Below are 25,391 nucleotides of genomic sequence, written 5' to 3'. Positions count from 1 at the left end.
CTCATCCCTCCCGATTGCATGCAATGGTTGCGGGTGGTTGCGTGGCGATCGCGTAGATTGCATCATCCAGCGCTTCCGATTCGTGCAGCGTCCCGGCCGGCAGCAGGATCTTGTCGCCGGCGGTACAGATGCGCTCGCCGCCTTCCCAACGAAACGTGAGCCGTCCCTTGATCACGACGAGGATTTCGTCGACGGGGTGGGTATGGAAGGCGTGAACCTTGCCGGCTGCATCGTGCTGCAGCTCGATGCAGCCCTGCGCCGGCAACAGCGCCAGGATGTCGGGATCGATCGCGAAGCTGGTCTTGGTTCCAGCGATGATCTGGGTCATGCAGCCTGCTCCTTGTCTGTAATGGACGATGGCTTGGTCTGCGCCAGCTTGTGGAAGGGACAGGCCGGCGGCGGCTGGTTGTCGTCGTAGAGGAAGTACTGTTTGAACTCCCGGCCCTCCGGATTGCCGTAGCGTCCGAGCTGGGGCGAAGGCGCCGTCGTGTCGAACGGGACCAGCCGTTTGCGCACCTCGCCGAAGGCCTTGGCCGCCGCCTCGTCCGTGCCGAGCATCCGTTCGAACACCCAGCGCGGCTGGAAGGTCAGCATGAATGCGCTCGATCGGCGGCTTTGCCGCATCACATGTGCGGGCGTGCTGCAGACGACGAAGATCGGCTCCCCGGCGAACGAGAACTCCCACATCGGATGATCGACGGTCTCGGGAATTTCGGCGGGCCACGGCTGGCTGTCGACGCGCGCCAGCTGATCGAGGATGTGCCAGAATTTCTTGTAGTAGGAGTCGATGGTCTGGACCGGGCGCGGGCGCGTGAACAGCACCAGCGAGGTGTTGGGCCCGTGCGAGCGGCTCTCCGAGACGAACAAGGCGAGCTGCTGGCCGAGCACGTCGATGTCGATGGGGTCGAGAAACAGATAACGAAGCTGATCGTGACGATAGCCCGCGACGCCGAATACGCACGGAAAGGGTCTTGCTTCGCTGCTCATCTGAGCCTCGAATTCCGAAAACAGGACGCTCTGCCAGGTGCCGGCCTGATGGCCGGATCGGACTTCGTCCCTTCTCAAATACAAACGCGACATACTGACCCTCTCTGTTCTTATGCTTAAGTACGAAGTATCAATTCGCGCCTCATCATCAGCGGCCCAAGGAGTCCAGGAAGCGACATCAGGAGAAGAATCTCGATCAGGGCTGCGTAGCCGGAATCGCTGGCGGCACTGCGCAGGCTTGATCCGATGTCGGGGTCGAGGCCGCTTGCAGTCACCATGGCAAAGGCGATCGCCGGCTGAGCCAGCCCGGCAAAAATGCCGGCGGCTGTCGTATTGATCGATGCGCCGACGCCGATGCGCTCCGCCGTGTAGAGATGCTTGGTGCTTTTCAGGATCAGCGGCACGGTGCCCCCGGCCACCAGACCGAGCACGGCGAACACTGCGCCGACATAGAAGAAGCCGAAGCTGTGCGCCAGTGCCGGCAACAGCATCACGACGAGCAGCATGCGCAGCAGGGTGATGGAAATCAGGGCTGCATTGAGCGACTGCATCCGATCGGCGGCATGGCCGAGAAAGATCGATCCGATGGCGTTGCCGACCATGAAGGCGAGCAGAGGGCCTCCGGCCGCTGACGGCGAGATGCCGAAATAATGCGCGACCATCGGGATGCCCCACACCCCGGCAAGCGTGGTCACGACCGCGAAATGCGCAGCGAAGCTCATGGCGCAGCCCCACGTCGCGGCCGATCCGAGCGCATGCCAGCTTGTGACCAGGACGCTCTTCAGCGTCCGGCTGGTGTAGTTCGCAGGTGCGGATTTCAAGGTCGCGGACGCGCAGGCAAAGTTCGCGACGCCGACGCAGGCGATGAAGAGAAAACAGGCGCGCCAGCCGAAGCCGCTGACCGCAGCGGCGAGCGGGGTCGTGGCGAGGACGCCGCCGACATAGCCCGACACCTGGGAGATGCCGGACATCAGGCCGAAACGCTGGTCGGAAAAGTTCTGCGCGACGAGCTTCAGCAGCGCCGTGAACACCAGCGCGTCGCCGCACGCCACGACCACGCGTGCGACGAAGACGTCGAACAGGGTAGGCGACAGCGCGAAGGCGGCGCTGCCGAGCACCGACGCCGTCATGCTGCACAGGACGACACGCTTCACACCGTAGCGGTCGACCAGAACGCCCGCGGGGATCTGCATCAAGGTGTAGCCCCAGAAGTAGCTGGAGGCGAGCATCGCGACGCCGGAGGCGTCGGTGCCGAAGTCGCGCATGAAGTCGAGGCCCACGGTCTGCGGCGACATCCGCTGCAGGAAGGCGACGGCGTAGGCAAACGCGACCGTTCCCCACGCAACATAGGCGCGATCGAAGAACCGGAGCGAAGAGGACGCGACCGCTTGTTGTCCGAGCGCCGCCATCACACCCTCGCATAGCCGACGGAGAACAGGGCGTCGGCGGAATCCGGGATGATCCGCGACATCGCGGTCTCGACCAGCGAGGCCCTGCCGTGATAGTCTTGCCTGATATGCTGGATGTGTCCGTAGGCGCCGCGCATGATCATGCGGGGCACCTCGAGCGGCTTGCCCGGATAGATCGTCGCGCACATCTCGACGCAGGCGGCCTGCAACTCCGCATCCGCCGCCTCATCGAGCAGCGACGGCGCGACCCTCTCGCAGATCTTGGCGTTGGCAGCCCACACGATCGGGTTGCGCGTACGCCATCCGTAAAGAATTTCTTCGCCGGGCGTGGCCGACCCAGGATGCTTGAGGATCTGCGACGTAAAGAACCCATACAGGCCACGACCCTGATGTGCGGGTAGTACTTCGGTCCCACTGCGATAGATGGCCAGCCGCTGCGCGATGGTCATCACGCGATAGACCGAGAACGCGACCAGTCCGATGTGATCGTAGACTAGAACGAGGCCGTATTTGCTGTTGAACGGCGATGAGGCCGCGGTCCAATGGGGTTCGATTGCTTTCCAGTTAATGGCAATGATCGAATTCATCGCATCCATGATCGGCTGCCGATCAGGCAGCTCGATCTCCGACGCGTCGGAAAAGCTGTAGACGGTGTAGTCGTCCCATGGCGAGGCGATCGTCTTGTATCGGCCGTCCAGGTTGCGCGACATCACGTGAACTCCAGCACTGCAAGGTCGAGCTATACAGGCGGTCCTCCGATGGCTTAAAGGACAATATGCCCTCGAATCCTGCCAACTCTCCCCGGCGTGCTGCGGTGCGTCGAGATGGTGCCGAAAGGCGGCTCGCCATCTTTGCCTTTCCCGGAGTGACGCTGCTCGACGTTTCCGGCCCGGCGCAGGTGTTCGCCGAGCTCAGCGAGATCGAGCTGCCGGGGCCGGGCTATGCGCTCAGCTACGTGTCCAAGGAGGGCGGACTGGTGCCGACCGATGTCGGCCTGATGATCGACACCGCGCCGCTCTCGTCCGTGAAGCCGGAGGAGGTCGACACGCTGCTGATCCCTGGGGGGCCAGGCATCTGGAAGCTGCGGCAGGACGAGACGGTGATGCGGTGGATCGGGGAGGTGCTCCCGGGCGCCCGGCGGATCGCATCCGTCTGCCTCGGCGCCTTTGCGCTGGCCTGGGTCGGCGCGCTGGAGGGCAGGCGGGCCGCTACACATTGGCGCTACTGCCCCCGCCTGCAGGACAGTTTTCCGAACGTGAAGGTCGAGCCCGACGCGATCTTCGTGCAGGACGGCCGGGTCTGGTCATCCGCAGGCGTGAGCGCCGGCATCGATCTGGCGCTGGCGATGATCGAGGAGGATTTCGGTCATACGATCGCGCTCGACGTGGCGCGCCGGCTCGTCGTCTTCCTGAAGCGTCCTGGCGGCCAGAGTCAGTTTTCGACCGTCCTGGCGGCGCAGGCGTCCGACGTCGAGGGTCGGTTCAGTGCGCTGCATGCCTGGATCATCGAGAACATCGCGAGCGACCTGCGCGTCGAGGCGCTGGCCGCGAGAGCCGGCATGACGCCGCGCACCTTTGCCCGCACCTATGTCAGCCGCACCGGGATGACCCCGGCACAGGGAGTCGAGGCGCTCAGGGTCGAGACGGCGCGCCTCCTACTCGAAAGCCGCCAGGTCGAAAACGTGGTCGAAGTCGCCAAACGGGCGGGCTTTGGCGACGACGAGCGCATGCGGCGGGCGTTCCTGCGGCATCTCGGCGTGTCGCCATCGGAGTATCGGCGCCGCTTCTCGGGCTGAGCGGCGCTTGCCGCAACCGGGGCTGACAAGATTCGCCGGAGTCGACGCCTTTTCCTTTGCTTTCGGGTTAGTCTCGCCGTTCGCGTTGAGGCCAGAGCGGCCATGCCTTATGCGATCGCTCGAAGGCTTCCGTAAAAGGCCATGTGTATAACGCTGAAAATTTGATGCAGATCCGCCTCTGCGGACGGGAAAGGCCAATGACCAACATCGTTCCCTTTCGCACGAGGACACTCTCTCCTCAGGCGCCTTTGCGACGGCTGAAGAGAAGGCCGCGGTTGTGGTGGCCGGTGCCGGCCACATGGACACCGTGCGAGCCGGTGCATTCGGTGTCAGGGAGGATGCGAGAAAAACTGTCCTCCTCCTCGATCTTGCCCTGCAGCATGCGCGAGAGCTCTCAGGCCTCGTTACGGACCGAGCGCGCGCGGCGGACCTATGATCGTCACCTCGCTTCGATCGAATACGCGCTGCAGATTACGCGCCAACGTATGGCCGCACTCTGACAGGCGCTGGCAGCTTTCTTCCCCGTCTATTTGTACGGCGACGCAGGGAGTCGGATGTGGTAGTTGGATCTGTCGTGGAGGACGTAACGATGACTCAAACCAAACTGGAAGTGCCCGCTGAACTGCGGGACCTGGCCGAAAAGACCATCTCGCAGGCGGAAAAGGCGTTCGAGATGTTCTTCGACGCAGCCGGAAAATCGATCGGCACGGTTCCCGGACCTGCCGCCGACATGTCCAAGCAGGCGCTCACTCTCACCGAGCAGAACATCAAGACGGCTTTCGAACACGCTCGAAAGCTCGTTCACGCCACCGAGCTCGAGGAGGCGATGCGGATCCAGTCCGAGTTCCTGCGCAGCCAGTTCACCAACGCCGGTGAGCACATGAAGACGATCACGTCGAGCATCATGTCCGCCGCGAGCAAGGCTACCGAACCCAAGAGCTGAAGCGCGAGCCTCGCCGTCGCAGGAGCGACGGTCTGCATGGACGAACTCGGCGGCAGCGCTGCCGCCGAATGGACGCGGGCGGACGAGACGGGCGAAAGAGCCCAGCCCTATTTTCGCAGGCTGCCGATATAGGCGGCGATGTCGGCCGCCTCCAGCCGGTTGAGCGGAAAGCTTGGCATCTTCGGATGCGGGTCGAGCAGGAAAAACGCGACCTTCTCTGGCGTGAAATCCGTTTTCTGAGCAATCTGAGCGAAGGTGGGAACGTCCGCGCTCGCCTGCTTCTGCGTCCCTTCGATGAGGTGGCATGAGGCGCACCAGCGACGGGCCAGATCTCCGCCGTGATCCGGATCGGCGGCCCATGCCGGTGTCGACGCCGCAGCCGCGATCGCGATCGCCATAACTCTCATCACCGAGGCGTGCATCAAGGAACTCCTGATCATTGTCTGTTGAGTGGTGGCATACCTCGCCGGAGTGACGGCGGGTGGCTCACGAAGGAATGTTTCGCCCCTGGAGAGGAGCGATCTTGGCGGCTCCGCCTCGCAGGCACGCGCGGCGCGTCGATGAATCTCGACGTCAATTACAGCATGATTTGGGAAAATGGGACAGGTCGATCCGGCTGACGATTGCCTTCAGGAGCGCGCTGGCGCGGCGCAGCCAAGACATATCGGCCGAGCGAGACACATCGGTCGAGGCGGTGATCGTCAGCTCTTCCGCAACGTAGGACATGTCGAGCCCTCCCTGTCGCTCAGCATCTTTCCGCTCAGCCTGTTGACGAGGTGCGTACCGCCGCATGCTGGGCATGCGGCGGCCTCATAGGCATCGAACTGGTCGGCAAGAGCCGGTGCGGCCAAGCCGATCTGAACGTTCGATCCCGTCTGGGAGCAGCGAAAAATGAGAGCTTCCATCGGCTGAACATGACAAATGCCGGCATCGATGCCTTGATCTGTCTCAACAGGCGATGAGCGGTCCGGCGCGCGCCGGACCGCCGGAGAGAGAGAAAGTCAGGTCAGGCCATGCGATGCGGCCTTCGCCATCTCGATCCGTTCGGCGACATTCACCGTGGACACGGAACCCGTTTGGGCCGCACGGAGCGCCGCATCGATCTTCGACTTCACGCGCCGGGCCGCGAGCGCGGCGAGTCTGGTCTGGGTGCGTCCGGTCTTGATCTGATCGCCGAACTCGTACCGCCATTCCCACATGTCCGGTTCAGCAGTCGCCACGACCGTATATTGGACACCTCGGTGGATCACGGAACCCCCCTGTCAACATTTCCACTGCAAGTCAACGTCTAAGCAATCTACAATCAATCCGGGCAAATACGGGACTGGAACAATTGCCAGTCCGGCGGTGGTGAGATGCTTAACACCACCATGCCGACAATGTTCCACAGGCACCCGGTTTCCGTGCACACTTTTCGAGTACGGATATCGGCCGTGCACAATCGGCTGAAATGACGGGGGCAGCCTGAAGACGCAGACGGGGGGCTGCGCTCAATGGCCAACCTCGAAATCTGCCGGAAGGGTGGACGACGCGTGCGGCGGATTCGAGTTCCGATCGATGACCGGCAGGAGATATTAAGGCACAACATGCATGCCGGAGTCGATGTTGGTCCGCCATCCCGAGACGAGGTCCATCTTGTTTGCCGATGATCAAGAGCTGGCGAGGACGGATAGCGTGGCAGCCGGCAACGGCAACGGAGGTCGTGACCTCCGGGTCGACGCGTTCCGGGGGCTCGCCCTCTGGTTCATCTTCATCGATCATGTTCCGGACAATTCGCTGGCGTGGCTGACGCTGCGCAACTACGGCTTCAGCGACACCTCCGAGGTGTTCGTCTTCGTCTCCGGCTACACCTGCATGCTCGCCTATGGCGGAGCGCTGCCGAAGCAGGGCTGGGCGACCACGGTGGTGCGGGCGCTGCGGCGCGCCTGGGAGATCTATGCGGCGTTCCTGGTGCTGCTGCTCGCCTATGCGGCGCTGGTCTGGGTGATCGGCGGCGGCACGCGCTTCGTCGACGAGACCAACACCGGCTTCTTCTTTCGCGAGCCGGGGCCCACGCTGGTGCATGTGGCGCTGCTGCAATTCGCGCCCGTCAACACCGACATCCTGCTGACGTTTGCAATCCTGCACATCTGCTTTCCCGTCATCCTGTGGCTGATGATCACCAGCGCGACGTTGACGCTGGCGCTTTCATTCCTGCTCTACATGATGGTTCAGCTGTTCAGCTGGCAGGCGCCGGCGTGGCCGAGCGGCGAGCTGTATTTCAATCCGTTCGCCTGGCAGTTCCTGTTCGTGATCGGTGCCTGGTACGGCTGTGCCGGCGCCACACGCCTGCGTCCGCTCCTCGACTCGCGAACGCTGTTGATCGTGGCGATCGGCTATCTCGCGTTCAGCCTGTTGATGGCGCTCAGCTGGGAGTTCAAGAGTCTCGAGAACCTGATCCCGTCGGCCATCAGCGGCCTGATCTATCCGATCTACAAGAGCCACCTGGCGCCGGTGCGGTTGTTGCACTTCCTGGCGCTTGCCTTCGTGGTGTCGCGGCTGGCTCCGCGGGACTGGAAGGGGCCAATCCGTCCGCTGATGACGGCCATGATCAGGTGCGGCGAGAACTCGCTCCCGATCTATTGCCAGGGTGTGCTGCTGGCCTTCCTCGGCCAGGTCGTGCTGACCGACGTGGCGAGCGGGTTGGCGATGCAGCTCCTGATCAGTGTCGCCGGGATTGCGATCATGACCATCGCGGCCACGCTGCTGACATGGGAATCGCAGCTCGACCGGCGCGGACCGCGGCTGTTCTGACCGCCGTTCCTCAACGCCGGCGTGCGACGGTGACCCCGAGCAGGAAGGCGACGAACAGGCTCGTGAGCGGGGCCTCGCGGGTGATCGCGCTGATGGTCGACAGGGCGGTCCCGGGCCGCCGCGCGTCCCTTGCCGCTTCGCTCAGCCGGTCCACGGCCGCACTCAGGGTACCCACCACTTCGCCGAGTGCATGCGACATGTCCGTCGCGGTGTCGAGCGCGCGTTCGGCGACGCCCGGCTGCGGAGGTGTTTCGAACGTTTCGCTGCTCACTGTCGTTGCCTTCTTGCCGCGGCTCGTCGGATTGGCACCCTCGTGCCGACGCGATTCGGCCGAGGGGCGCATGTAACGCTCGTGGGAAATGCCGGCTGATGCGATTGGTTCCCTGGGACCGAGACGCATCGCCGGCGAAGCGCGCGGTGCAAAATCGCGCTACGCTGGGCGCCCGGCCGTCGATGAAAGGATTCCGTCTTGGCTTCTCCAGACCTTAAGGCGCCACATCGTATCGCCGTCCTTGGTGCTCCGATCGATCTCGGCGCGTCGGTCCGCGGCACGCTGATGGGGCCTGCTGCACTGCGCACCGCAGGTCTCATCACCGTGCTGGAAAGCCTCGGGCTCGATGTCACCGACTACGGCGATGTCGGCATCGCCGACATGACGGAGCCCGGTGACGAGCCGCCGGTGAAGGCCAAGCACTATCGCCAGATCCAGCGCTGGTCGCGGGTGCTGGCGCGTCGCAGTCACGAGCTGGCGCAGACCGGCGCCATCCCGATGTTTCTCGGCGGCGACCATTCGCTGTCGATGGGGTCGGTGAACGGGATCGCGCGCCATTGCCGCGAGATCGGGCGGGAGCTGTTCGTGCTCTGGCTCGACGCACATGCCGACTACAACACGCCCGAAACCACCATCACAGCGAACATGCACGGCATGTCCGCCGCGTTCCTGTGTGGCGAGCCGGGTCTCGACGGCCTGCTCGGCGACGAGGCGCGCACGCCCATCACTCCAGATCAGTTGCAGCTGTTCGGCATCCGCTCGATCGACAGGGCGGAAAAGGAGCTGCTGCGTCTCCGTCGTATCAGCATCGCCGACATGCGCGCCATCGACGAGTTCGGCGTCGGCGTACTGACGCGCCGGATCCTCGACAAGGTTCGTGCGCGGAACGGCGTCCTGCATGTGAGCTTCGATGTCGACTTCCTCGATCCCGAGGTGGCCCCCGGCGTCGGCACGACCGTACCTGGCGGCGCGACCTATCGCGAGGCTCATCTCATCATGGAGATGCTGCACGATTCCGGGCTGGTGCGTTCGGTCGATATCGTCGAGCTCAACCCGTTCCTGGACGAGCGCGGCAAGACCGCGCGGGTCGCAGTCGAACTGATCGCCAGCCTGTTCGGCCAGCAGATTACCGATCGGCCAACGCCCACCAACGCGATCGTGCCGGACCAATAGGCGGATGCCTCCTCGCTCGCCGCTGGTGAGTCCGAGGCATCCGAGGGCGTCGAGCTCAGTAGCGGGCGTCGTACATCTTCGACTCGACCAAGCCGAGCAGATCGTTCGGCGCCGGCCCCGTGGCGAGCCCGTTCTGATAGGCAACGCCGGCCACCGCGGCGCCGATCTGGGCAGACACCTCGCGGATGCGCGGCAGCGCCGGGTACAGGCTGCCCTGCTCGAGATCGGCGCCGGTGACGCAGTTCGCCAGGGTGTGCGCGGCAGCCATGAACATCTCGTTCGTCACCAGCCGCGCGCCGCTGGCGATGACGCCAAGGCCGACACCGGGGAAGATGTAGGAGTTGTTGCCCTGGCGCGGCACGAAGGTCTTGCCGTCGAGCTTGACCGGATCGTAGGGGCTGCCGCAGGCGAACAGCGCGCGGCCCTGGGTGTAGCGATAGGCCGACTCCGCCGAGCATTCCGCCTTCGAGGTCGGATTTGAGAGCGCAAAGATGATGGGGCGCTCGTTCAGCTCGGCCATTGCCTGCAGCACTTCCGGCGTGAAGGCGCCGCCGACGGCCGCAACGCCGATGATCGCGGTCGGCTTCAGCGTCCTGATCGCGGTCAGGAAGTCTGCGATCGGGGCCTGGTCGTGCGCATAGCGCAGCTTGTGGCCGTGCAGGTTCTCTCGTCCCTTGATGACGAGGCCGCGCGAGTCCATCAGCCAGTTGCGCCGCAGCGCCTCGGCTTCGGACAGGCCTTCGGCCATCATGGCGGAGACGACGAGATCCGCGATGCCGGTGGCCGCCTCGCCGGCGCCGAGGAACAGCACGGTCTGGTCGCGCAGCTTGCCGCCAGTGATACGCTGCGCCGAGAACAGGCCGGCGAGCGCCACGGCTGCGGTGCCCTGGATGTCGTCGTTGAAGACGCAGGTGTCGTCGCGATATTTGTGCAGCAGCTTGAACGCGGCGTGGTTGGCGAAATCCTCGAACTGGATCAGCACGCCCGGGAAGGCGGCGCGCGCGGCCGTCATGAACTCGTCGACGAACGTGTCATAAGCTTCGCCCGTAAGGCGCTTCTGGCGCAGCCCAATGTAGTAGGGGTCGGCCAGAAGCTCTTCGTTGTTGGTGCCGACATCGAGCATGACCGGCAGGCACTCCTCCGGATGAATGCCGGCGCAGGCCGAGTACAGCGACAGCTTGCCGACCGGAATGCCCATGCCGTTGGCGCCGAGATCGCCGAGCCCGAGAATGCGCTCACCGTCGGTGACGACGATCAGCTTGGCGCGATACGGCCAGTTGGCGAGGATCTCCGCGATCCGGCCGCGGTCATTGGCCGAGATGAACAGGCCGCGCGGACGCTGGAAGATCAGGCCGAATTTCTGGCAGGCGAGGCCGACGGTCGGCGTGTAGATCAGCGGCTGGATCTCGTCGATGTTGTCGCAGACCACCCGGAAGAACAGCGCTTCGTTGCGGTCGTGCAGTGCATTCAGTGCCACGTACTTCTCGAGGTCGCTGGACAGGCTGCGAAGATTGACCAGGATCCGCTCGGCCTGGGCCTGCATCGGCATCACGCCGGCGGGCAGGAAGCCGCGCAGGCCGAGCGCATCGCGCTCCTGCTCGGTGAAGCCGGTGCCCTTGTTGAGCAGCGGATCGCGCAGCAGCGCGAGTCCGCGCGGGGAATAGGGGGATAGCGTCGGTGCGCTCATGCGTTGCGGTTGGGTCAAGGCAGTCTCCGAGGTCCTTTGTTCGAGCACCGCCATACCGGAGCGCGCCCAACGTTGATCGGCATCAATCGCGGCGGGATGGCGGGAACGGACTGTTAACACAGTTTACGTCCCGCGTTGCACCAATGACATTGTGCAACTGCGTTGCAGCCGACGCAGAGGGAAACGCGATGGTCGCTAGGCGCGGCCCGTGACGAATGACCACAGCAGGGCCAGCACGGCGATGGCCATGATACCTGTCCCGATCCATCCCAGGGCGATCAGCCAGGACCGTCCGCGGAAGCGGCCCATCAGCCCGGCATTGGACACGATCATCATCATCATCGCCATGATCGGCACGGCGGCGATGCCGTTGAGCACGGCGCTCCACACCAGCATGTGGATCGGGTCGATGCCGGTGAAGCCGAGCCCGAAGCCGATGATCGTGGCGGCAGCAATGATGCTGTAGAAGCCGACCGCCTCGTCCGGCTTGGCCTCCAGGGTCGCGTGCCAGCCGAAGGTCTCGGCGACGGCGTATGCCGCCGAGCCCGCCAGCACCGGGATCGCCAGCATGCCGGTCCCGATGATGCCGAGCGCGAACAACAGGAAGGTGAGGTCGCCCGCGAGCGGGCGCAGGGCTTCGGCCGCCTGCGTCGCCGAGTCGATCCTGGTGATGCCGTGCGCGTGCAGCACCGTGGCGGTCGTCACGATGATGAAGAACGCGATTGCGTTCGAGAAGATCATGCCGATCGTGGTGTCGATCCTGATCCGTCGGAGGTCGGGGTGGTCCTTCTTCGACAGCTCGCGCAAGGGACGGTCGACCTTGCCCTGGTTCATCTCCTCGACCTCCTGCGAGGCCTGCCAGAAGAACAGGTAAGGGCTGATGGTGGTGCCGAGGACGGCCACCACCGTCAGCAGATAGTCGGCCTCCGTCGAGGGGCTGGGCCATACCGCCGCGAGCAGCGCCGTGCTCCAGGGCACTTCGACCATCAAGGCGGTCGCGACGTAGGCGAACAGGCTGAGGGTCAGCACCTTGATGAAAGGTGCGTAGCGGCGATAGGGCAGGAATACCTGGAGCAGCGTCGACCCGGCGGCGAAGATCAGCGCGTGCTCATGGTTGAGACCGCCGATCACCAGCGACAGCGCCTCCGCCATCGCCGCGATGTCGGCTGCGATGTTGAAGGTGTTGGCGCCGACCAGGAGGGCGACGAGGCCGAAGACGATCCCGCGTGGCGCAAGCGCAGTGATGTTGGCCGCCAGCCCTTTGCCGGTGACACGGCCGATGCGCGCGCTCACCAGCTGGATCGCGATCATGAAAGGCGCGGTCAGAAAGACCGTCCACAACAGCCCGTAACCGAACTGCGCGCCAGCCTGGGAGTACGTCGCTATTCCCGACGGATCGTCGTCGGCGGCACCGGTCACGAGACCTGGACCCAAAACCCGGAATACGCTCCAGGGCGACCGTTTCGGTTTGTTCGGTTCGGATGCAACGGTCATGGCCATGGCAGTGCTCCCCCGGCGGTGTATGTCTCTCGAAGTCGCACGCCCTCTTTTCGTTCCCGGCTCCGGAACCGGAGGGGAGTACCAGCGTTCCAGATCACGTCGGATTTCGACCAAGGGGGACGCGTGCCGGACCAGCGGCAAACAGGGCATGATCAGGAGCTCGGCATGGCCGAGCGCGAGAGGCTTTTCGCCGGAGGCAGTGAGCTGGCCGGACTGATGTTGCGGTTCGATTGGGAGAGCACCTCGATCGGAACGCCGGAGCATTGGCCGCAGAGCCTGAAGACGGCCGTCAGGCTCATGCTGACATCCCAACAGCCGATCTGGATCGGTTGGGGAAGGGAGCTGATCTATCTCTACAATGATGCTTACAAGACCATCATCGGCGGTAAGCATCCCTGGGCTCTCGGTCGCCCGACGTCCGCGGTCTGGCACGAGATCTGGGAGGACATCGGTCCGCTGCTGGCAAAGGCCGGCGGCGGTGACCAGGGCACCTATGTCGAGGCGCAGCTCCTGATCATGGAGCGCAACGGCTTTCCCGAGGAGACCTACTACACGTTCTCCTACAGTCCCATACCGGACGACGATGGATCGCCCGGAGGAATCTTCTGCGCCAACACCGATGACACCCAGCGCGTGATCAGCGAGCGCCAGCTCTCGCTGCTGCGCGAGCTCGCAAATGCCGGGGCCGGGGCCCGCAGCATCGACCAGGCCTGCGCAAGCTGCGCGGACGCCTTGGCGCGGGAGTCGCGCGACCTTCCTTTCGCGATGATCTACATGACCGACCCGGACGGCGAGGCGGCGCGGCTGGAGGCCTTGACCGGCATCGACCGCGATCATCCCGCCGTTCAGCCGAGGCTGAGAATTCAGCCGGAAGGAACGTGGCCTCTGGCTGAAGCGCTGAGGCTGCAGGATGCGGTGCTGGTTCGCGATCTTCCGCGGCGGTTCGGCCTCAGCTTTCCGACCGGCGGATGGCGTCAGCCGCCACAGCACGCCGTTGTGCTTCCGCTGCCCGCGTCGGGGGAGGCCGGATGGGGCGGCTTCGTCATCGCAGGTCTCAATCCGTTCCGCCTCTACGACGAGAGCTATGCGCGCTTCCTGAACCTCGTCGCGGGGCAGATTGCAGCGGCCGTCAGCAATGGCGGGGCCTATCAGGCAGAGCGGCGCCGCGCGGAAGCGCTGGCCGAAATCGACCGCGCCAAGACGACGTTCTTTTCCAACATCAGCCACGAGTTTCGTACGCCGCTGACGCTGATGTTGAGCCCGCTGGAAGACCTGCTCGGCCGCGACGAGGCCCAACTCACCTCCGAAGCGCGATCCGTCCTCAGCCTGATCCACCGCAACGGCATTCGCCTGCTGAAGCTCGTGAACACGCTGCTCGACTTTTCGCGCATCGAGGCCGGCCGCATGACCGCGCACTTCGAGCCGATCGATCTTGCGGTCTTCACTGCCGAGCTCGTGTCCAACTTCCGCTCGGCGACGGATCCTGCCGGCCTGCGTCTCATCATCGACCCCAAGCCCCTGTCCGAGCCGGTGTATGTCGACCGCGACATGTGGGAGAAGATCGTTCTCAATCTGGTGTCGAACGCGTTCAAGTTCACCTTCGAAGGTGAAATCGCGGTGTCGATCGGCTTGTCCACCGACCGCAATCATGCCGAGCTCAAGGTTCGCGACACCGGCACCGGCATCCCGCCCAGTGAGCTGCCGCACCTGTTCGAACGGTTTCGTCGCATCGAAGGCGCGCGCGGCCGATCCTTCGAGGGCAGCGGCATCGGTCTCGCTCTCGTTCAGGAACTGGTGAGGCTTCACGGCGGGGAGATCGCTGTAGACAGCGCGCTCGGCCGCGGCTCGGTCTTCACCGTGCGAATTCCGCTTGGCTCGGCGCATCTGCCAGCGGGCCAGATCGGACCTTCCCATGTCCTGACCGTTACCAACGTGCGGGCCGAGGCCTACATCGAGGAGGCGCTCGGGTGGCTGAACGGCGGTGTGTCGTTCGAGCTTCCTCACCCGTCATCATCCGACGACCTCGGAGTCCGCTCCGCGACGGCATCGGCCCGTGATCGCGTGGTGCTCGCGGACGACAATCCCGACATGCGCGACTACGTCCGCCGTCTGCTCGGCGAGGATTATGACGTGGAGGCGGTCAGCGACGGCATGGCGGCCCTCGAGGCGGTCCGACGGCGCCGCCCCGATCTCGTGCTGACCGACGTCATGATGCCGGGGCTCGACGGCTTCGGCCTGCTGAAAGCGCTACGTAGCGATGCGCAGCTTCGCGACATTCCTGTGGTCATGCTGTCGGCGCGCGCCGGCGAGGAGGCCAAGGTCGAGGGGCTTGATGCCGGGGCGAGCGACTATCTCACCAAGCCGTTCAGCGCGCGCGAGCTGCTGGCGCGGGTGCGTGCCAATATCGATCTGTCGCGGGTGCGGCACGAGGCCGAGACCACGCTGCGTGAGCTGAACGAGCGCCTGGAGACGCAGGTCTCCGAGCGTACCGCGGAGCTGCAGGCCAAGGAGGCGCGGTTGCGGACGATCTTCGAGGCGAGCTACACGTTCCAAGCTCTGCTCTCGTCCGATGGGACGCTTCTGGATGCCAATGCGACCTCGCTCGAAGCGATCGCTGCGCCCCTGCACGAGGTCGCAGGGCTGCCATTCTGGGAGACGCCGTGGTTTGCGGGGACGCCCGGCACGCCCGAGCTGATCAGATCCCTGGTCGACGCCGTCGCTCGCGGCGACGGGGCCCGCCAGGAGTTGCAGCTCGAGCTGCCGGTCGGCGGCTCACGGTGGTTCGACTTCCAGATGCGGCCGGTGCGGGACGAGACCGGACAGGTGGTCGCCATCGTGCCCGAGGCGGTCGAGTTGACCGAACGGCGCAAGGCGGAGGAGGCGTTCCGCCAGGCCCAGAAGATGGAGGCGATCGGCCAGCTCACCGGCGGCGTCGCGCACGACTTCAACAATCTCCTGACCGTGATCCGGTCCTCGGCCGACCTGTTGCGCCGGCGCCAGCTGTCCCCGGAGCGCATGCGGCGCTACGTGGATGCGATCTCGGACACGGCGGATCGCGCCGCCAAGCTCACCGGACAGTTGCTCGCCTTCGCGCGGCGGACGCCGATGGAGCGCCGCGTCTTCGATGCCGCGGGGCATATCGAGCAGATCGAAGAGATGCTGCAGACCGTGCTCGGTGCGCCGGCCGCGATCGAGCTCGACCTGCAAGCGCGGCCGCTTCCGGTCGATGTCGACATCAACCAGTTCGACACGGCCCTCGTCAATCTCGTTGCCAATGCGCGGGACGCGATGGAAGGCCGGGGCGTCCTGACCATTCGCGGTCAGCTGCTGCCGCAGGACGGCCAGCCCGGGCGGCCGCAATTCGTCTCGATCGCCGTCAGCGACACTGGATGCGGCATTGCGCCCGATCAGATCGACCGCATCTTCGAGCCGTTCTTCACGACCAAGGGAGTCGGGCGCGGCACGGGTCTCGGCCTGTCCCAGGTCTACGGCTTCGTGCACCAGTCCGGCGGACGGGTGTTGGCGGAGAGCGAGGTCGGCAAGGGGACGACGCTGACCCTGCTGCTGCCGCGCACGCACAAGCCGTTGGAGCTGCGCGAGCGGACCGAGCACACTCCGGACATGGTCGTCGCGCGCTGGAACGTGCTGGTCGTCGAGGACAACCCGGAGATCGGCGAATTCTCGACCCAGCTGCTCGAGGATCTCGGCTATCGAACCGTGCTGGCGCGCAGCGCAAACGATGCGCTGCGCTTGATCGACGCGAATCCCGGTGGCTTCGATCTCGTGCTCAGCGACGTCGTGATGCCCGGAATGGACGGAGTCACGCTCGGCCGGGAAATCCGTCGCCGGCTCCCGATGATTCCGATCGTGCTCAACAGCGGCTACAGCCACGCCCTCGCCGACGGCGACCGCCACGGTTTCAGTCTCATCCAGAAGCCCTACTCGGTCGATGAGCTCTCGCGCGTGCTGCGTCAGGTCATGGCCGCACGCGAGGAAGGCGCCAAGTCGGCGTCGTCCTGACGACGCGCGCCGCGGCTTTCCCCTGACGTCGGCATCGCGCTCGTGATCCGCACTTGAAGGATGGTGCCCGGGCGGCGTATTTTCGGGCGCTGGGGGAGGTCTCATGGCAGACGTGGAATCGTTGCCGCGCGGGCGTTGCGTGCCGCGGCGCTCATTTGCTCTGGCCGCGTGTGCGGCGCTGGTCGTCTGCAGCAGCGCGTTTGCCAAGGACGATGATGCGGACGAGCCCGCATCGGGTCTCGCCAATGTCTACATCGACTTCCGGACGAACTATGCCTACGTGCCAGGGGGCACGTTGTCGACCGGCCTGGGCGACACGTCCCTGTTCGGAACCCTCTCGCAGCTCGCGACCTTGCGCAAGCTGCTTGACCGGCCGGCTTTGCCCGGACGGCCGCAACTTTCGGCCCCGACCAACCAGGGCCTTGGCGTCGACGTTCCGCTCACCGTCGATCTCGGCGACGCCTTGTCGCTTTGGGCCGGGTTCACCGGAAGCACCTCCTACAACGGCCTGTCCGGCTGGGCCGACGTGGCCATCACCAGCTGGTTCCTCGGCTTCCAGGCCGACGTCTATCAGCAGAACGGCGGCACGCTTCCGACGCTGACCTTGCAGTCGACGCTGACACGGTCGGTGCCGGACTCGCCATTGGCGACCACCTCGTTCAACACCGTCATCGAAGCCAAATACGCGCTCGATCCGGATGAGACGCGCGGCTGGCTCGCGGGCGTTCAATACACCCATGTCGAGGTCGATTCCGCGCTCGCGCATGTCGGGAGCACGACCGCCGGCTATATCGGCGGCTTCTACCAGTGGGAGAACAACTGGAAGGTCTCCGCGCGCGTCGGCATCCAGTCGTTCGGTGGCGCGCAGCTGCTCGCCATCACGCCGATCGCGTCCTACACGCAGCCGCTGGTCAGGCTCGATCTCGATCGCATGGATGACGATGACAACCGGCTGTTCGGCATCACCGCGCAAATCGCCTGGGCGCCGAAGCCGGTCTATCAGCTGACGGTGAGAACGCCACTCTACGCGATCAAGAACTGACGGGGTGATCGAAGCTGCGCGCCGGCCCGTCTCAGCGCATGCTCACGAACTTGGCCCAGAGGCCGGCGAGCAACGCGCCGGTCATCATGTAGTGCGGCTTGTCGCAGAACAGGCTGCCATATTGACAGACATCGGCGCCGACCGATCCCAGCTGGTGCTGACCCGCCGCGTAGAACAGGGCGGACAAGCCGGCCAGTACGACCGCAACGACATACATCGGAAGACCTCCTCCACCGGCCGCGCCCGACGGGCTGAAGTAGCATTGCCGATCGGCGCAACTATCTGCGCTTGACACGTCGGGCAAATCAGGCGCATTTTGACATCGTCGAAGAAACCATAAAGCCCGCGCCGCGAACTCGGCAGCGGGCTTTTTATTGGCTCGGCCCGGATTTGGAGCGGCGGTTATCGAAATCGCAAAGCCTGACCGCCGCATTTCGATCAAATTTGACATGTCGGGCAAATCACCGGCATAGTGTCATTATCGAATTTTCCGAACAAGATGATGCCGCGTTGTCCGCGGGCATTTTGACTTGAGCAGCGCAGCCCGGCATCGGCTGTCGACCACGATCGTCGGCTATTCATCGCGCGTCGTGCAGCGCGCAGACAACTTCGAACATCCGGATACTCGCCGGCCCGCGCGAACGGGCCGGTGCGTGGGCGTGGCGACCGTCGCTTCGCCCGCAGCGGTCCCTTGCTTGAGCCGAGGGATAGGGTTCGCGCCTGAAACGATCGCGCTTTCGGCTGCGATCTGCCGCGCTTTTCCTTCGCCCAGGAGAGAGGAAGATGACCGCCTACCTCATTGCGCTCGCCCTGATCGGCCTGGTGATGGTCGCAGCCGCCGATGCGATCTCGTGACGATCACCACCCTCGCATTCATCACCCATGATATCAGGGACGTGACCATGTCGAAGACGATCACCGAGCTGAGAGCCGATTTCCAGCACCTGCGGCGCTGGCGCAAGAGCGTGGAGCAGGCCCAGAGCTATACGTTCAAGGCCGTCATCACGGTCATCGCGACCGGTCTGATCGGTGCGATCTGGCTCGGCATCAAAGTCGTGCTCGGAAGGTGATGCCGTGCCAGCCTGGATCTCGCGGCGAGGCCGCCGCTTCCGCATCAGAGAGGTCGACGCTTGCGAGCCTGACGTCCTCGACACCTTGAAGGAGCTCCATGCGCGCACATTCCTCGATTGCGCACCTCTGCCCGATTTCGAGAGCGGACAATGGTGGATATCGACCGAGCTCGGACGGCCCGTCGCCTTTGCCGGAATGATGCCGTCATCCCTCGGCAAGGGCATAGCCTATCTTTCGAGGGTTGGCGTTCTCCAAGAGCGGTGTGGTTACGGCCTGCAGCGACGGCTGATGCGTGTGATCGAGCAGCGCGCGCGTCGCTCGGGCCTGGATTGCATCGTTTCGGATACGACTTGCAACATCGTATCCGCGAACAATTTCATTCGGTGTGGATATGTGCTGTTCCAACCGGTCCGGCCCTGGGCCTGGGTGAACTCGCTCTATTGGCGCAAGATGATCGGGCGGTGAGCTGTCGATCGATGCCTCATGCAGATTTGCATTGCGCTGCAGCAGAATTGGGCCGGCTCGACAGCTCCGACCCGGGCTTTTTTTGCGGCTGCCGTTGAGCTAACCATGCATTGTCGGACGTTGGAGACAATGCCACGCCGGGCAGTGAATGGAAGATCGCTTCAGACGATCAAAGCAGCGGGAAGGACTCTGGGATGCCGGCCGAGGTCACCCTGCCAGAGCGTGCGCCACGGCCGCCTGACGCGCCAACCGCGCTGGCTGGTCTGCTGGTGATCGATTTCACGCGTGTCGTCGCAGGGCCGGCGTGCACACAGACGCTGGCCGATTTCGGCGCCGAGGTGATCAAGATCGAGCAGCCGCTCACGGGAGACGATACCCGCGCATACGAGCACGCTGAGCTCGGCGGAGAGAGCGCAGCGTTCCTCAGTCTCAATCGGAACAAGCGCGGCATGGTGTTGGATCTCACGATACCGCAGGCCAGAGACGTCGCGCGTGCGCTGATCGCCAAGGCCGACATCGTCGTGGAGAATTTCTCGTCGTCCGTCATGGAGAGGTTCGGGCTGGACTATCAGACACTGTCCGGCACCAATCCCGGGCTGATCTATTGCTCGATCTCGGCCTACGGACGCTCCGGTCCATTCGCGTGGCGATCAGGGTTCGATCCAATCACCCAGGCGGAAAGCGGGTTCATGTCCCTCAACGGTTTCGCCGATGGTCCGCCGGTGCGGACCGGTCCTCCGATCGTTGATCTGGCCACCGGCATGTCCGCCTGCAATGCCATCCTATTGGCACTCGCCGCCCGGCAGCGGCTCGGTCGCGGGCAGCACGTCGAGGTGGCGCTGTTTGACATCGCCTTGGCGATGACCGGCTTCTCCGGAATGGCGTATTTGATGAACGGCGTGAACCCCACGCGGACGGGCAATTCGCCGAACGACTCTCCGACGGTCGGCGTCTTTGAAGCGTCAGATGGTCCGCTCTACATCGCATGTGCCAACGATCGGATCTACCGCCGGCTGGCGACGGAGGTGCTTGGTCGTCCGGATCTCCTGAGCGATCCCCGCTTCGCCACGCGAAGGGCGAGATGGGTCAACCGTGCGCAGCTGCGCGGCCTCATCGCCGACATCCTCGCCACGGAACGGATGGATGTCTGGACCTCTCGGATGAACCAGGCTGGAGTTCCGGTTGGACACGTTCGTACGGTCGAGCAGGCGTTCAACGCGGCCGAGGTCCGGATGCGCGACCGCACCTGTCGTATTCCGCACCCGACGGCAGGCTCGATACCCAACATCGAGCCGGCAATCGCCATGGAGCTCACGCCGACCGTCGAGCCGACGGCGGCGCCGCGGCTCGGTGAGCACACGACCGCGATCCTGCGCCACAGGCTTGGGTACACTGAGCAGGAGATCGAAGCCCTGCGTTGGGCGGGGGCGTTCGGACGCAACAATCCGGGAACCTAAGGCATCGTCACTGGTGCCGGACACGAGGCAGGAAGAGCGGCAGCGTCCTCAGCAGCCATCAGCCGGCTTTGGCCATCTCGTCGTCTTCCGGTGAGTTCAGGTACATGCCCGACATGGTGTCAACCCAGCACAGATGATCATGCACCTTCTTGACACCAGAGATGTTCTCGGTGGCAACGATTGCCGCCTGCCGCGAGCGCTCTTCGGTAATGACGCCGCTCAGATGAACGATGCCGTCCTTGACGATGACGGACAATCCGAACGGGCACCAGTCGTTCTTCTCGAGAGCGTCGATCACACGGTTGCGGATGTGATCGTCATCCGCCGTCGGATCCGGGACCTGCCGCCCGAGCGCGGCGACCGCTTGCAGCAGGTTCGCCCGTGACACGATGCCGATGACCCGGTCTCCCTTGACCACGGGCAACCGCTTCACGTGGTTCTTTTCCATCAGTTCCACGATCTCCGCCAGCGCGGCGTCTTCGGTGATCGTTAGGGGAGACTTGGTCATTACCTCTGACACTTTGCGACCGTGCTCGTGGACGAAGTCGGCGGCCGACTTCCCGGGCCCGAGAATGAAGCGCAGCCAACGGCCGCGCTTACGCCCTGTGCCGATCTCGGATCGGCGGATGAAATCGCCTTCCGAGACGACGCCCACGAGTTTTCCGCCGGAATCGACCACGGGAAGGCCGCTGACGTGCCGTTGAAGCATGATATTTGCCGCATCCACGATGGAAGTGTCAGGGGTGACGGTGATGACGGGACGGGTCATGATCTGGTGGGCGCGCATGGCGAACTCCAATGTCAAAGGCTGAGAAAACGTAATCCGTCGCCACGGTCTTGAATTGACGCAGGTCAAAGGAGGTGCCGCCGCGTCATTGACGCAGCTCAAGGTCCTGGCATTGAATTGCAGCTATAAGGCATTTTGATCTAGCGAGAGGAGAGGTGCCCATGTCCGAGTTCTCCGGGACCAAGGTCCTGGCCGACGAAACGGCCGAACTGTCCGAACGTGTCGCTCTCTCCAACAAGCACGCACTCGAGCTGCTCGTTGGTTCCCAGCAGATCGTCATGGAGGAGGTTCTGTTTGCCAGCAACGAAGTGCTGGATCGCGCGCGTACGGAGACGCATCTGCTGGCTGAGTTTGTGTCGAAGCTGGCTGGCGTGCATTCCGTGAAGGGAATCCAGGCGATGGTCCAGGAATGTGGACGGCATCAGATTGATTTCGTCAGGCGGGATTGCGATCGACTCTTCAAGCACGGGCAGCGCCTGATTGATGCTAGCGTGAATCTCATGGGGCAACGGTGGCGAAACTGAAGAGTGCGGGGGCGTCGCGTCCCGATCGACGGGAACGCGAGGGAACGATCGTTAACGACCGGAGCAGTGCCGTTGTCTCTGCAGAGACCTCTTTGAAGCCGGAGGGTGCGCTCGCCGCACCCGACGCAAAGTTGCTCTCCCGAGAAGCCGACGCGACCTCCGGGGAGCTTCGACGCGAGGATCACGAGCTGGACAGGGCCTTCAGCGCGATGCTGGCTCGGCTCACCGGTGGAATTTCCCCGGCCGCTCTATCAATGGCGTATCTGGATTGGGCTTGTCATCTGGCCGCTGCACCTCAGCGTCAGATCGAAATCGTCCGAGATGCTTGGCACGGCGCTAAGCAGGTCGCTGAACGGTCATTGCAGTTTGCAGACCCGAATCGCAGTCCTTGGGACCTGATCAAACCGCAGGCCAACGATCATCGCTTTTCCAAGCCGCAATGGGCGACGCACCCGTTCAACTTGTTCGCCCAGGCGTTTTTGCTCGGGGAAGATTGGTGGCACAAGGCGACGACCGGCATTCGTGGTGTCGACCCCGCTAACGAAGCCGTCGTCGACTTTTCAATTCGTCAACTGCTCGACATCTTCGCGCCATCGAACTTTGCAGCGACCAACCCGGAAGTGTTGGAGAAGACGTTTCAAAGCGGTGGCGAGAACCTGATCTTCGGCTGGCAGAACTGGCTCGCCGATCTCATGCAGGTGATGCAGCCGGGGAAGATGCCGATCAATGGCGAATTCGTCGTCGGCAAGACCGTCGCGGCCGCGCCGGGCAAGGTTGTGCTTCGCAATCAGTTGATTGAGCTGATTCAATACGCGCCGACGACCGAGAGGGTGCGACCAGAGCCGGTCCTGATCGTGCCAGCTTGGATCATGAAATATTACATCCTGGATCTGTCGCCGTACAATTCGCTGGTCCGATACCTGACCGACCAGGGCTTTACGGTTTTCATGATCTCCTGGCGAAACCCCGGAGCGGAAGACCGGGATCTTGCGTTCGACGACTACCGCTCGCTGGGCGTCATGGCTGCCCTGGACATGATCGGAAGGATCATTCCGAATACGCTGCTCCATGCCGCAGGCTATTGTCTCGGGGGAACGCTTCTTTCGATCACGGCGGCGGCCATGGCACGCGATGGCGACCAGCGCCTGAAGACAATCACGCTGTTTGCGGCCCAGACCGATTTCACGGAAGCGGGAGAGCTGACGCTCTTCATCAATGAAAGCCAGGTCGCCTTTCTCGAAGACATGATGTGGGAGCGTGGATATCTCGACACCACCCAGATGGCGGGCGCATTTCAATTGCTGCGCTCCAACGATCTGATCTGGTCTCGTGTCTCGCGCGACTATCTTCTCGGCGAGCGCGCAAACCCGAGCGACTTGATGGCATGGAACGCAGATGCGACGCGGCTACCGTATCGGATGCACTCCGAATATCTGCGCAAGCTGTTCCTGAACAACGATCTCGCCGAGGGGCGGTATCGGGTCGAAGGGAAGCCTGTTTCGCTCTCGGATATCCACACGCCGATGTTCGTCGTCGGGACGCTGCGTGATCACGTTGCGCCTTGGAAGTCGACGTACAAGATCCATTACGAGGTTGATGCTGACGTCACTTTCGTGCTCGCCAGCGGCGGCCATAATGCCGGCATCGTGGCGCCGCCGGGCGAGCAGGGGCACTCCCATCAGTTGCGAACCAAGGCTGCCGACGCTCCATATCTCGGACCCGACGAGTGGCAGGGCACATCGCCAAAGCTGGAGGGATCGTGGTGGCCGGCCTGGACAGAGTGGCTCGGACAGCAATCGGGAGCGCCGGGCGCACCGCCGCAACTCGGGACAGATCGTTCGAATGATCTCGGAGACGCGCCGGGCGACTACGTGCACACGTGATCGCCGCGCGTTGCGGCCAGGGGGCCATCCCACCGGACTCAGGCGCTGATCCGGAGCAATGAAAGGCTTCGCTCCAATGTCGTCTCAGCCGTGCCTGACGCATCGACCTGGAGCCAATCCAGAGCGCCGATGTCGTAGCGTTCCTGATCCTCGGTAACTCCGATCGTTGCATCGGACGCATCGGCGACTCGATGGTGAATTCGCTCCTGCCGGCTGCGCAAATCTGCGACGAGGAAGAGGCCGGCAAAGGGCGCCTTCAGCCGCTTCGCGAGATCATGGATCTCCTGTCGTTCATCCGGACGTGCAAACACGGCGTCGACGATCACCGTGAAGCCTTGTGAGAGCACGCGGCCGGCCAGCGTCGTCAACTCTCGATAGACCCGAGCACTCGATTCCGGCGTATAGGCTGCAGCCGGGAGGCGTTCGGTTTCCTTCACGCCAGACAGTTGCTTGCGTAGCACGTCGCTGCGCAACACGATTGCTCCCGGTGGAGGCACCAAGAGAGGAGCGAGAGCCCGGGCGAGCGCAGATTTTCCCGTTCCCGACAGGCCTCCGACCGCGATCATCCTCGGCTCTGCCGGCCGGATCAGGCTGCGTGCAAGTTGAAAGTAGCTCTCTGCGGTCTCGATCGTTGCGGAGCGATCAGCGTCCGAGTGTTCGGCATCACCGCGGTCGCGCCTTGCGACAAAGACTTGCGCACGGATGGCGGCCCGGATCGTCGTGAACAGAGGCAGAGCAGCCAATCCTCCGGTCTGGTCAGGCGCTGCGGTCGAGAGGTAGCGGTTCAAGAGACGGTTGGCGGCGACCGGCTGCTCGAAGTGCAAGAGGTCCATCAGTGGAAAGGCGAGATCGTAGAGGACGTCGATCGTGGCTATCCGGTCGTCGAACTCGATGGCGTCGAACAGCACCGGCTTGTCGTCAATGAGGACGATGTTGGCCAGATGGAGGTCGCCATGGCAGCGTTTCACGTGCCCCTCATTTGCACGTTGCTCGAGCAGGGGCCGGAGACGTGCGAAGGCCGAGTGGCAAAGGACGCGGAGTTCTTCGACCTCCGTTTCGCCAAATCGCGAGACTGTCCGAAAGCTGGCGACGAATGCGTCGATCCAAATCGGAATGGACTCCGTCCACCCATTGGAGGAGCTCAGAACGGCGACTGCATGCGACGCTGCGATCGTCTCTGCCAGACGCTCGCCCAATCCGGCGTCCAGCTGCTGGCGGCGAGAAAGATGATCAAGCGTCTGGCTGTCATCGAAGCGACGCATCTCGACGGCATATTCGACCGGAGTGCCCGATCCATCGACATCGAATGATCCGTCAGGCGCCTTGGTGATGGCGACGACACGCAGATAGATGTCCGGAGCAAACGGGTGATTGATCTCGATTTCCTTTGCGCACGCGGCCTTGCGCTGATCGAGCGTCGAATAGTCCAAAAATGGCAGCCGAACGGCGCGCTTAATCTTCAGGGCGCGGTCACCGATCAGAAACACGGAAGCCGCGTGCGTGTCGATCCGGCGGACACCTGGATGTCGGGTGGTATTGCCCAAGAAGGAGAAGACCAGTTCCTGATCGGATGGTGATGCCATG

Annotated in this window: 25 protein-coding genes; 11 read left to right on the top strand and 14 right to left on the bottom strand. The window is 63.8% G+C overall.

Going from position 1 to position 25,391, the window contains the following annotated elements; genetic code table 11:
* Position 1: 1 nt before the first annotated feature.
* The 4 genes from QX126_RS18915 to QX126_RS18900 all read right to left on the bottom strand — a co-directional run bounded on the left by QX126_RS18915 (position 2) and on the right by QX126_RS18900 (position 3,106).
* Positions 2 to 328 (bottom strand): cupin domain-containing protein, encoded by a 327-nt coding sequence (locus QX126_RS18915; protein WP_315782870.1) that lies wholly within the window; start codon positions 326 to 328, stop codon positions 2 to 4.
* Positions 325 to 987, bottom strand: a complete 663-nt coding sequence (locus tag QX126_RS18910; RefSeq protein WP_315782868.1) for a YqcI/YcgG family protein — start codon at positions 985 to 987, stop codon at positions 325 to 327. The genes QX126_RS18915 and QX126_RS18910 overlap by 4 nt, the downstream gene beginning before the upstream one ends.
* A gap of 116 nt (positions 988 to 1,103) precedes the next feature.
* On the bottom strand, positions 1,104 to 2,396 hold the full coding sequence (locus QX126_RS18905; RefSeq protein ID WP_315782866.1) for an MFS transporter: 1,293 nt from the start codon (positions 2,394 to 2,396) through the stop codon (positions 1,104 to 1,106).
* Positions 2,396 to 3,106, bottom strand: a complete 711-nt coding sequence (locus QX126_RS18900; RefSeq protein WP_315739103.1) for a hypothetical protein — start codon at positions 3,104 to 3,106, stop codon at positions 2,396 to 2,398. The genes QX126_RS18905 and QX126_RS18900 overlap by 1 nt, the downstream gene beginning before the upstream one ends.
* 65 nt (positions 3,107 to 3,171) lie before the next feature.
* Between QX126_RS18900 and QX126_RS18895 the strand changes: the two genes are divergently transcribed.
* Positions 3,172 to 4,191 carry a GlxA family transcriptional regulator gene (locus QX126_RS18895; RefSeq protein WP_315756162.1) on the top strand — a complete coding sequence of 340 codons (1,020 nt, stop codon included), beginning with the start codon at positions 3,172 to 3,174 and terminating at the stop codon, positions 4,189 to 4,191.
* A gap of 238 nt (positions 4,192 to 4,429) precedes the next feature.
* Here QX126_RS18895 and QX126_RS18890 read toward each other — a convergent pair whose 3' ends face one another.
* Positions 4,430 to 4,573, bottom strand: coding sequence for a hypothetical protein (locus QX126_RS18890; RefSeq protein ID WP_315782864.1), 144 nt, complete (start codon positions 4,571 to 4,573; stop codon positions 4,430 to 4,432).
* Positions 4,574 to 4,780: 207 nt separating this feature from the next.
* Between QX126_RS18890 and QX126_RS18885 the strand changes: the two genes are divergently transcribed.
* Positions 4,781 to 5,134 carry a phasin gene (locus QX126_RS18885; protein WP_315739142.1) on the top strand — a complete coding sequence of 118 codons (354 nt, stop codon included), beginning with the start codon at positions 4,781 to 4,783 and terminating at the stop codon, positions 5,132 to 5,134.
* Between the two features lie 107 nt (positions 5,135 to 5,241).
* Here QX126_RS18885 and QX126_RS18880 read toward each other — a convergent pair whose 3' ends face one another.
* The 3 genes from QX126_RS18880 to QX126_RS18870 form a co-directional block, all read right to left on the bottom strand.
* Positions 5,242 to 5,556, bottom strand: coding sequence for a c-type cytochrome (locus QX126_RS18880; protein ID WP_315739101.1), 315 nt, complete (start codon positions 5,554 to 5,556; stop codon positions 5,242 to 5,244).
* Positions 5,557 to 5,707: 151 nt separating this feature from the next.
* On the bottom strand, positions 5,708 to 5,860 hold the full coding sequence (locus QX126_RS18875; protein WP_315771509.1) for a hypothetical protein: 153 nt from the start codon (positions 5,858 to 5,860) through the stop codon (positions 5,708 to 5,710).
* A gap of 275 nt (positions 5,861 to 6,135) precedes the next feature.
* The gene (locus QX126_RS18870; protein ID WP_315739099.1) at positions 6,136 to 6,384 is read right to left on the bottom strand and encodes a hypothetical protein; all 249 of its coding nucleotides are present in this window, start codon (positions 6,382 to 6,384) and stop codon (positions 6,136 to 6,138) included.
* Positions 6,385 to 6,769: 385 nt separating this feature from the next.
* On the opposite strand from QX126_RS18870, the gene QX126_RS18865 reads away from it, so the two are divergent.
* A complete protein-coding gene (locus QX126_RS18865) occupies positions 6,770 to 7,927 on the top strand; it encodes an OpgC domain-containing protein (RefSeq protein WP_315782862.1) in 1,158 nt (385 codons plus the stop codon).
* A 10-nt stretch (positions 7,928 to 7,937) separates the two neighbouring features.
* Here the strand turns inward: QX126_RS18865 and QX126_RS18860 are convergent, their stop codons facing one another.
* The gene (locus tag QX126_RS18860) at positions 7,938 to 8,198 is read right to left on the bottom strand and encodes a hypothetical protein (RefSeq protein WP_315782901.1); all 261 of its coding nucleotides are present in this window, start codon (positions 8,196 to 8,198) and stop codon (positions 7,938 to 7,940) included.
* 198 nt (positions 8,199 to 8,396) lie between these two features.
* Between QX126_RS18860 and rocF the strand changes: the two genes are divergently transcribed.
* Positions 8,397 to 9,371 carry an arginase gene (rocF, locus tag QX126_RS18855; protein ID WP_315756160.1) on the top strand — a complete coding sequence of 325 codons (975 nt, stop codon included), beginning with the start codon at positions 8,397 to 8,399 and terminating at the stop codon, positions 9,369 to 9,371.
* 55 nt (positions 9,372 to 9,426) lie between these two features.
* Here the strand turns inward: rocF and QX126_RS18850 are convergent, their stop codons facing one another.
* Positions 9,427 to 11,058 carry an NAD-dependent malic enzyme gene (locus QX126_RS18850; RefSeq protein ID WP_315782899.1) on the bottom strand — a complete coding sequence of 544 codons (1,632 nt, stop codon included), beginning with the start codon at positions 11,056 to 11,058 and terminating at the stop codon, positions 9,427 to 9,429.
* Between the two features lie 195 nt (positions 11,059 to 11,253).
* The gene (locus QX126_RS18845) at positions 11,254 to 12,558 is read right to left on the bottom strand and encodes a divalent metal cation transporter (protein ID WP_315782860.1); all 1,305 of its coding nucleotides are present in this window, start codon (positions 12,556 to 12,558) and stop codon (positions 11,254 to 11,256) included.
* Positions 12,559 to 12,723: 165 nt separating this feature from the next.
* On the opposite strand from QX126_RS18845, the gene QX126_RS18840 reads away from it, so the two are divergent.
* Positions 12,724 to 16,578, top strand: coding sequence for an ATP-binding protein (locus QX126_RS18840; protein ID WP_315782858.1), 3,855 nt, complete (start codon positions 12,724 to 12,726; stop codon positions 16,576 to 16,578).
* A gap of 103 nt (positions 16,579 to 16,681) precedes the next feature.
* On the top strand, positions 16,682 to 17,620 hold the full coding sequence (locus QX126_RS18835) for a hypothetical protein (protein ID WP_315739093.1): 939 nt from the start codon (positions 16,682 to 16,684) through the stop codon (positions 17,618 to 17,620).
* 31 nt (positions 17,621 to 17,651) lie between these two features.
* On the opposite strand, the gene QX126_RS18830 is transcribed toward QX126_RS18835, so the two are convergent.
* A complete protein-coding gene (locus tag QX126_RS18830; protein WP_315739092.1) occupies positions 17,652 to 17,837 on the bottom strand; it encodes a hypothetical protein in 186 nt (61 codons plus the stop codon).
* Between the two features lie 634 nt (positions 17,838 to 18,471).
* Between QX126_RS18830 and QX126_RS18825 the strand changes: the two genes are divergently transcribed.
* The 3 genes from QX126_RS18825 (at position 18,472) to QX126_RS18815 (ending at position 20,613) form a co-directional block, all read left to right on the top strand.
* Positions 18,472 to 18,690 carry a hypothetical protein gene (locus QX126_RS18825; RefSeq protein ID WP_315782903.1) on the top strand — a complete coding sequence of 73 codons (219 nt, stop codon included), beginning with the start codon at positions 18,472 to 18,474 and terminating at the stop codon, positions 18,688 to 18,690.
* 4 nt (positions 18,691 to 18,694) lie between these two features.
* Positions 18,695 to 19,156, top strand: coding sequence for a GNAT family N-acetyltransferase (locus tag QX126_RS18820; protein WP_315756135.1), 462 nt, complete (start codon positions 18,695 to 18,697; stop codon positions 19,154 to 19,156).
* 194 nt (positions 19,157 to 19,350) lie between these two features.
* Positions 19,351 to 20,613, top strand: a complete 1,263-nt coding sequence (locus QX126_RS18815; RefSeq protein WP_315782856.1) for a CoA transferase — start codon at positions 19,351 to 19,353, stop codon at positions 20,611 to 20,613.
* A gap of 58 nt (positions 20,614 to 20,671) precedes the next feature.
* Here QX126_RS18815 and QX126_RS18810 read toward each other — a convergent pair whose 3' ends face one another.
* Positions 20,672 to 21,400, bottom strand: coding sequence for a CBS domain-containing protein (locus QX126_RS18810; RefSeq protein ID WP_315777046.1), 729 nt, complete (start codon positions 21,398 to 21,400; stop codon positions 20,672 to 20,674).
* A gap of 161 nt (positions 21,401 to 21,561) precedes the next feature.
* Here QX126_RS18810 and QX126_RS18805 point away from each other — a divergent pair, with 161 nt between their 5' ends.
* Together QX126_RS18805 and QX126_RS18800 are read left to right on the top strand one after the other, a co-directional pair.
* Entirely contained in the window at positions 21,562 to 21,924 is a 363-nt protein-coding gene (locus QX126_RS18805) for a hypothetical protein (RefSeq protein ID WP_315739043.1), read from the top strand.
* Positions 21,925 to 22,133: 209 nt separating this feature from the next.
* Positions 22,134 to 23,807: a PHA/PHB synthase family protein gene (locus tag QX126_RS18800; protein WP_409999110.1), complete on the top strand. Its 1,674-nt coding sequence runs from the start codon at positions 22,134 to 22,136 to the stop codon at positions 23,805 to 23,807.
* A gap of 38 nt (positions 23,808 to 23,845) precedes the next feature.
* On the opposite strand, the gene QX126_RS18795 is transcribed toward QX126_RS18800, so the two are convergent.
* The gene (locus QX126_RS18795) at positions 23,846 to 25,390 is read right to left on the bottom strand and encodes an AAA family ATPase (RefSeq protein ID WP_315782854.1); all 1,545 of its coding nucleotides are present in this window, start codon (positions 25,388 to 25,390) and stop codon (positions 23,846 to 23,848) included.
* Position 25,391: the final 1 nt, after the last annotated feature.

Source organism: Bradyrhizobium sp. SZCCHNPS1003, assembly GCF_032381555.1.
Lineage (GTDB): Bacteria > Pseudomonadota > Alphaproteobacteria > Rhizobiales > Xanthobacteraceae > Bradyrhizobium.
This window is presented reverse-complemented; position numbering and strand designations above follow the sequence as displayed.

What these genes read in the sequence shown, in the direction of transcription:
- QX126_RS18915 (WP_315782870.1), bottom strand. Translation starts at nt 328, where the DNA reads ATGACCCAGATCATCGCTGGAACCAAGACCAGCTTCGCGATCGATCCC.
- QX126_RS18910 (WP_315782868.1), bottom strand. Translation starts at nt 987, where the DNA reads ATGAGCAGCGAAGCAAGACCCTTTCCGTGCGTATTCGGCGTCGCGGGC.
- QX126_RS18905 (WP_315782866.1), bottom strand. Translation starts at nt 2,396, where the DNA reads ATGGCGGCGCTCGGACAACAAGCGGTCGCGTCCTCTTCGCTCCGGTTC.
- QX126_RS18900 (WP_315739103.1), bottom strand. Translation starts at nt 3,106, where the DNA reads ATGTCGCGCAACCTGGACGGCCGATACAAGACGATCGCCTCGCCATGG.
- QX126_RS18895 (WP_315756162.1), top strand. Translation starts at nt 3,172, where the DNA reads ATGCCCTCGAATCCTGCCAACTCTCCCCGGCGTGCTGCGGTGCGTCGA.
- QX126_RS18890 (WP_315782864.1), bottom strand. Translation starts at nt 4,573, where the DNA reads ATGCTGCAGGGCAAGATCGAGGAGGAGGACAGTTTTTCTCGCATCCTC.
- QX126_RS18885 (WP_315739142.1), top strand. Translation starts at nt 4,781, where the DNA reads ATGACTCAAACCAAACTGGAAGTGCCCGCTGAACTGCGGGACCTGGCC.
- QX126_RS18880 (WP_315739101.1), bottom strand. Translation starts at nt 5,556, where the DNA reads ATGCACGCCTCGGTGATGAGAGTTATGGCGATCGCGATCGCGGCTGCG.
- QX126_RS18875 (WP_315771509.1), bottom strand. Translation starts at nt 5,860, where the DNA reads ATGTCCTACGTTGCGGAAGAGCTGACGATCACCGCCTCGACCGATGTG.
- QX126_RS18850 (WP_315782899.1), bottom strand. Translation starts at nt 11,058, where the DNA reads ATGAGCGCACCGACGCTATCCCCCTATTCCCCGCGCGGACTCGCGCTG.
- QX126_RS18845 (WP_315782860.1), bottom strand. Translation starts at nt 12,558, where the DNA reads ATGGCCATGACCGTTGCATCCGAACCGAACAAACCGAAACGGTCGCCC.
- QX126_RS18840 (WP_315782858.1), top strand. Translation starts at nt 12,724, where the DNA reads ATGGCCGAGCGCGAGAGGCTTTTCGCCGGAGGCAGTGAGCTGGCCGGA.
- QX126_RS18835 (WP_315739093.1), top strand. Translation starts at nt 16,682, where the DNA reads ATGGCAGACGTGGAATCGTTGCCGCGCGGGCGTTGCGTGCCGCGGCGC.
- QX126_RS18830 (WP_315739092.1), bottom strand. Translation starts at nt 17,837, where the DNA reads ATGTATGTCGTTGCGGTCGTACTGGCCGGCTTGTCCGCCCTGTTCTAC.
- QX126_RS18815 (WP_315782856.1), top strand. Translation starts at nt 19,351, where the DNA reads ATGCCGGCCGAGGTCACCCTGCCAGAGCGTGCGCCACGGCCGCCTGAC.
- QX126_RS18810 (WP_315777046.1), bottom strand. Translation starts at nt 21,400, where the DNA reads ATGCGCGCCCACCAGATCATGACCCGTCCCGTCATCACCGTCACCCCT.
- QX126_RS18805 (WP_315739043.1), top strand. Translation starts at nt 21,562, where the DNA reads ATGTCCGAGTTCTCCGGGACCAAGGTCCTGGCCGACGAAACGGCCGAA.
- QX126_RS18800 (WP_409999110.1), top strand. Translation starts at nt 22,134, where the DNA reads ATGCTGGCTCGGCTCACCGGTGGAATTTCCCCGGCCGCTCTATCAATG.
- QX126_RS18795 (WP_315782854.1), bottom strand. Translation starts at nt 25,390, where the DNA reads ATGGCATCACCATCCGATCAGGAACTGGTCTTCTCCTTCTTGGGCAAT.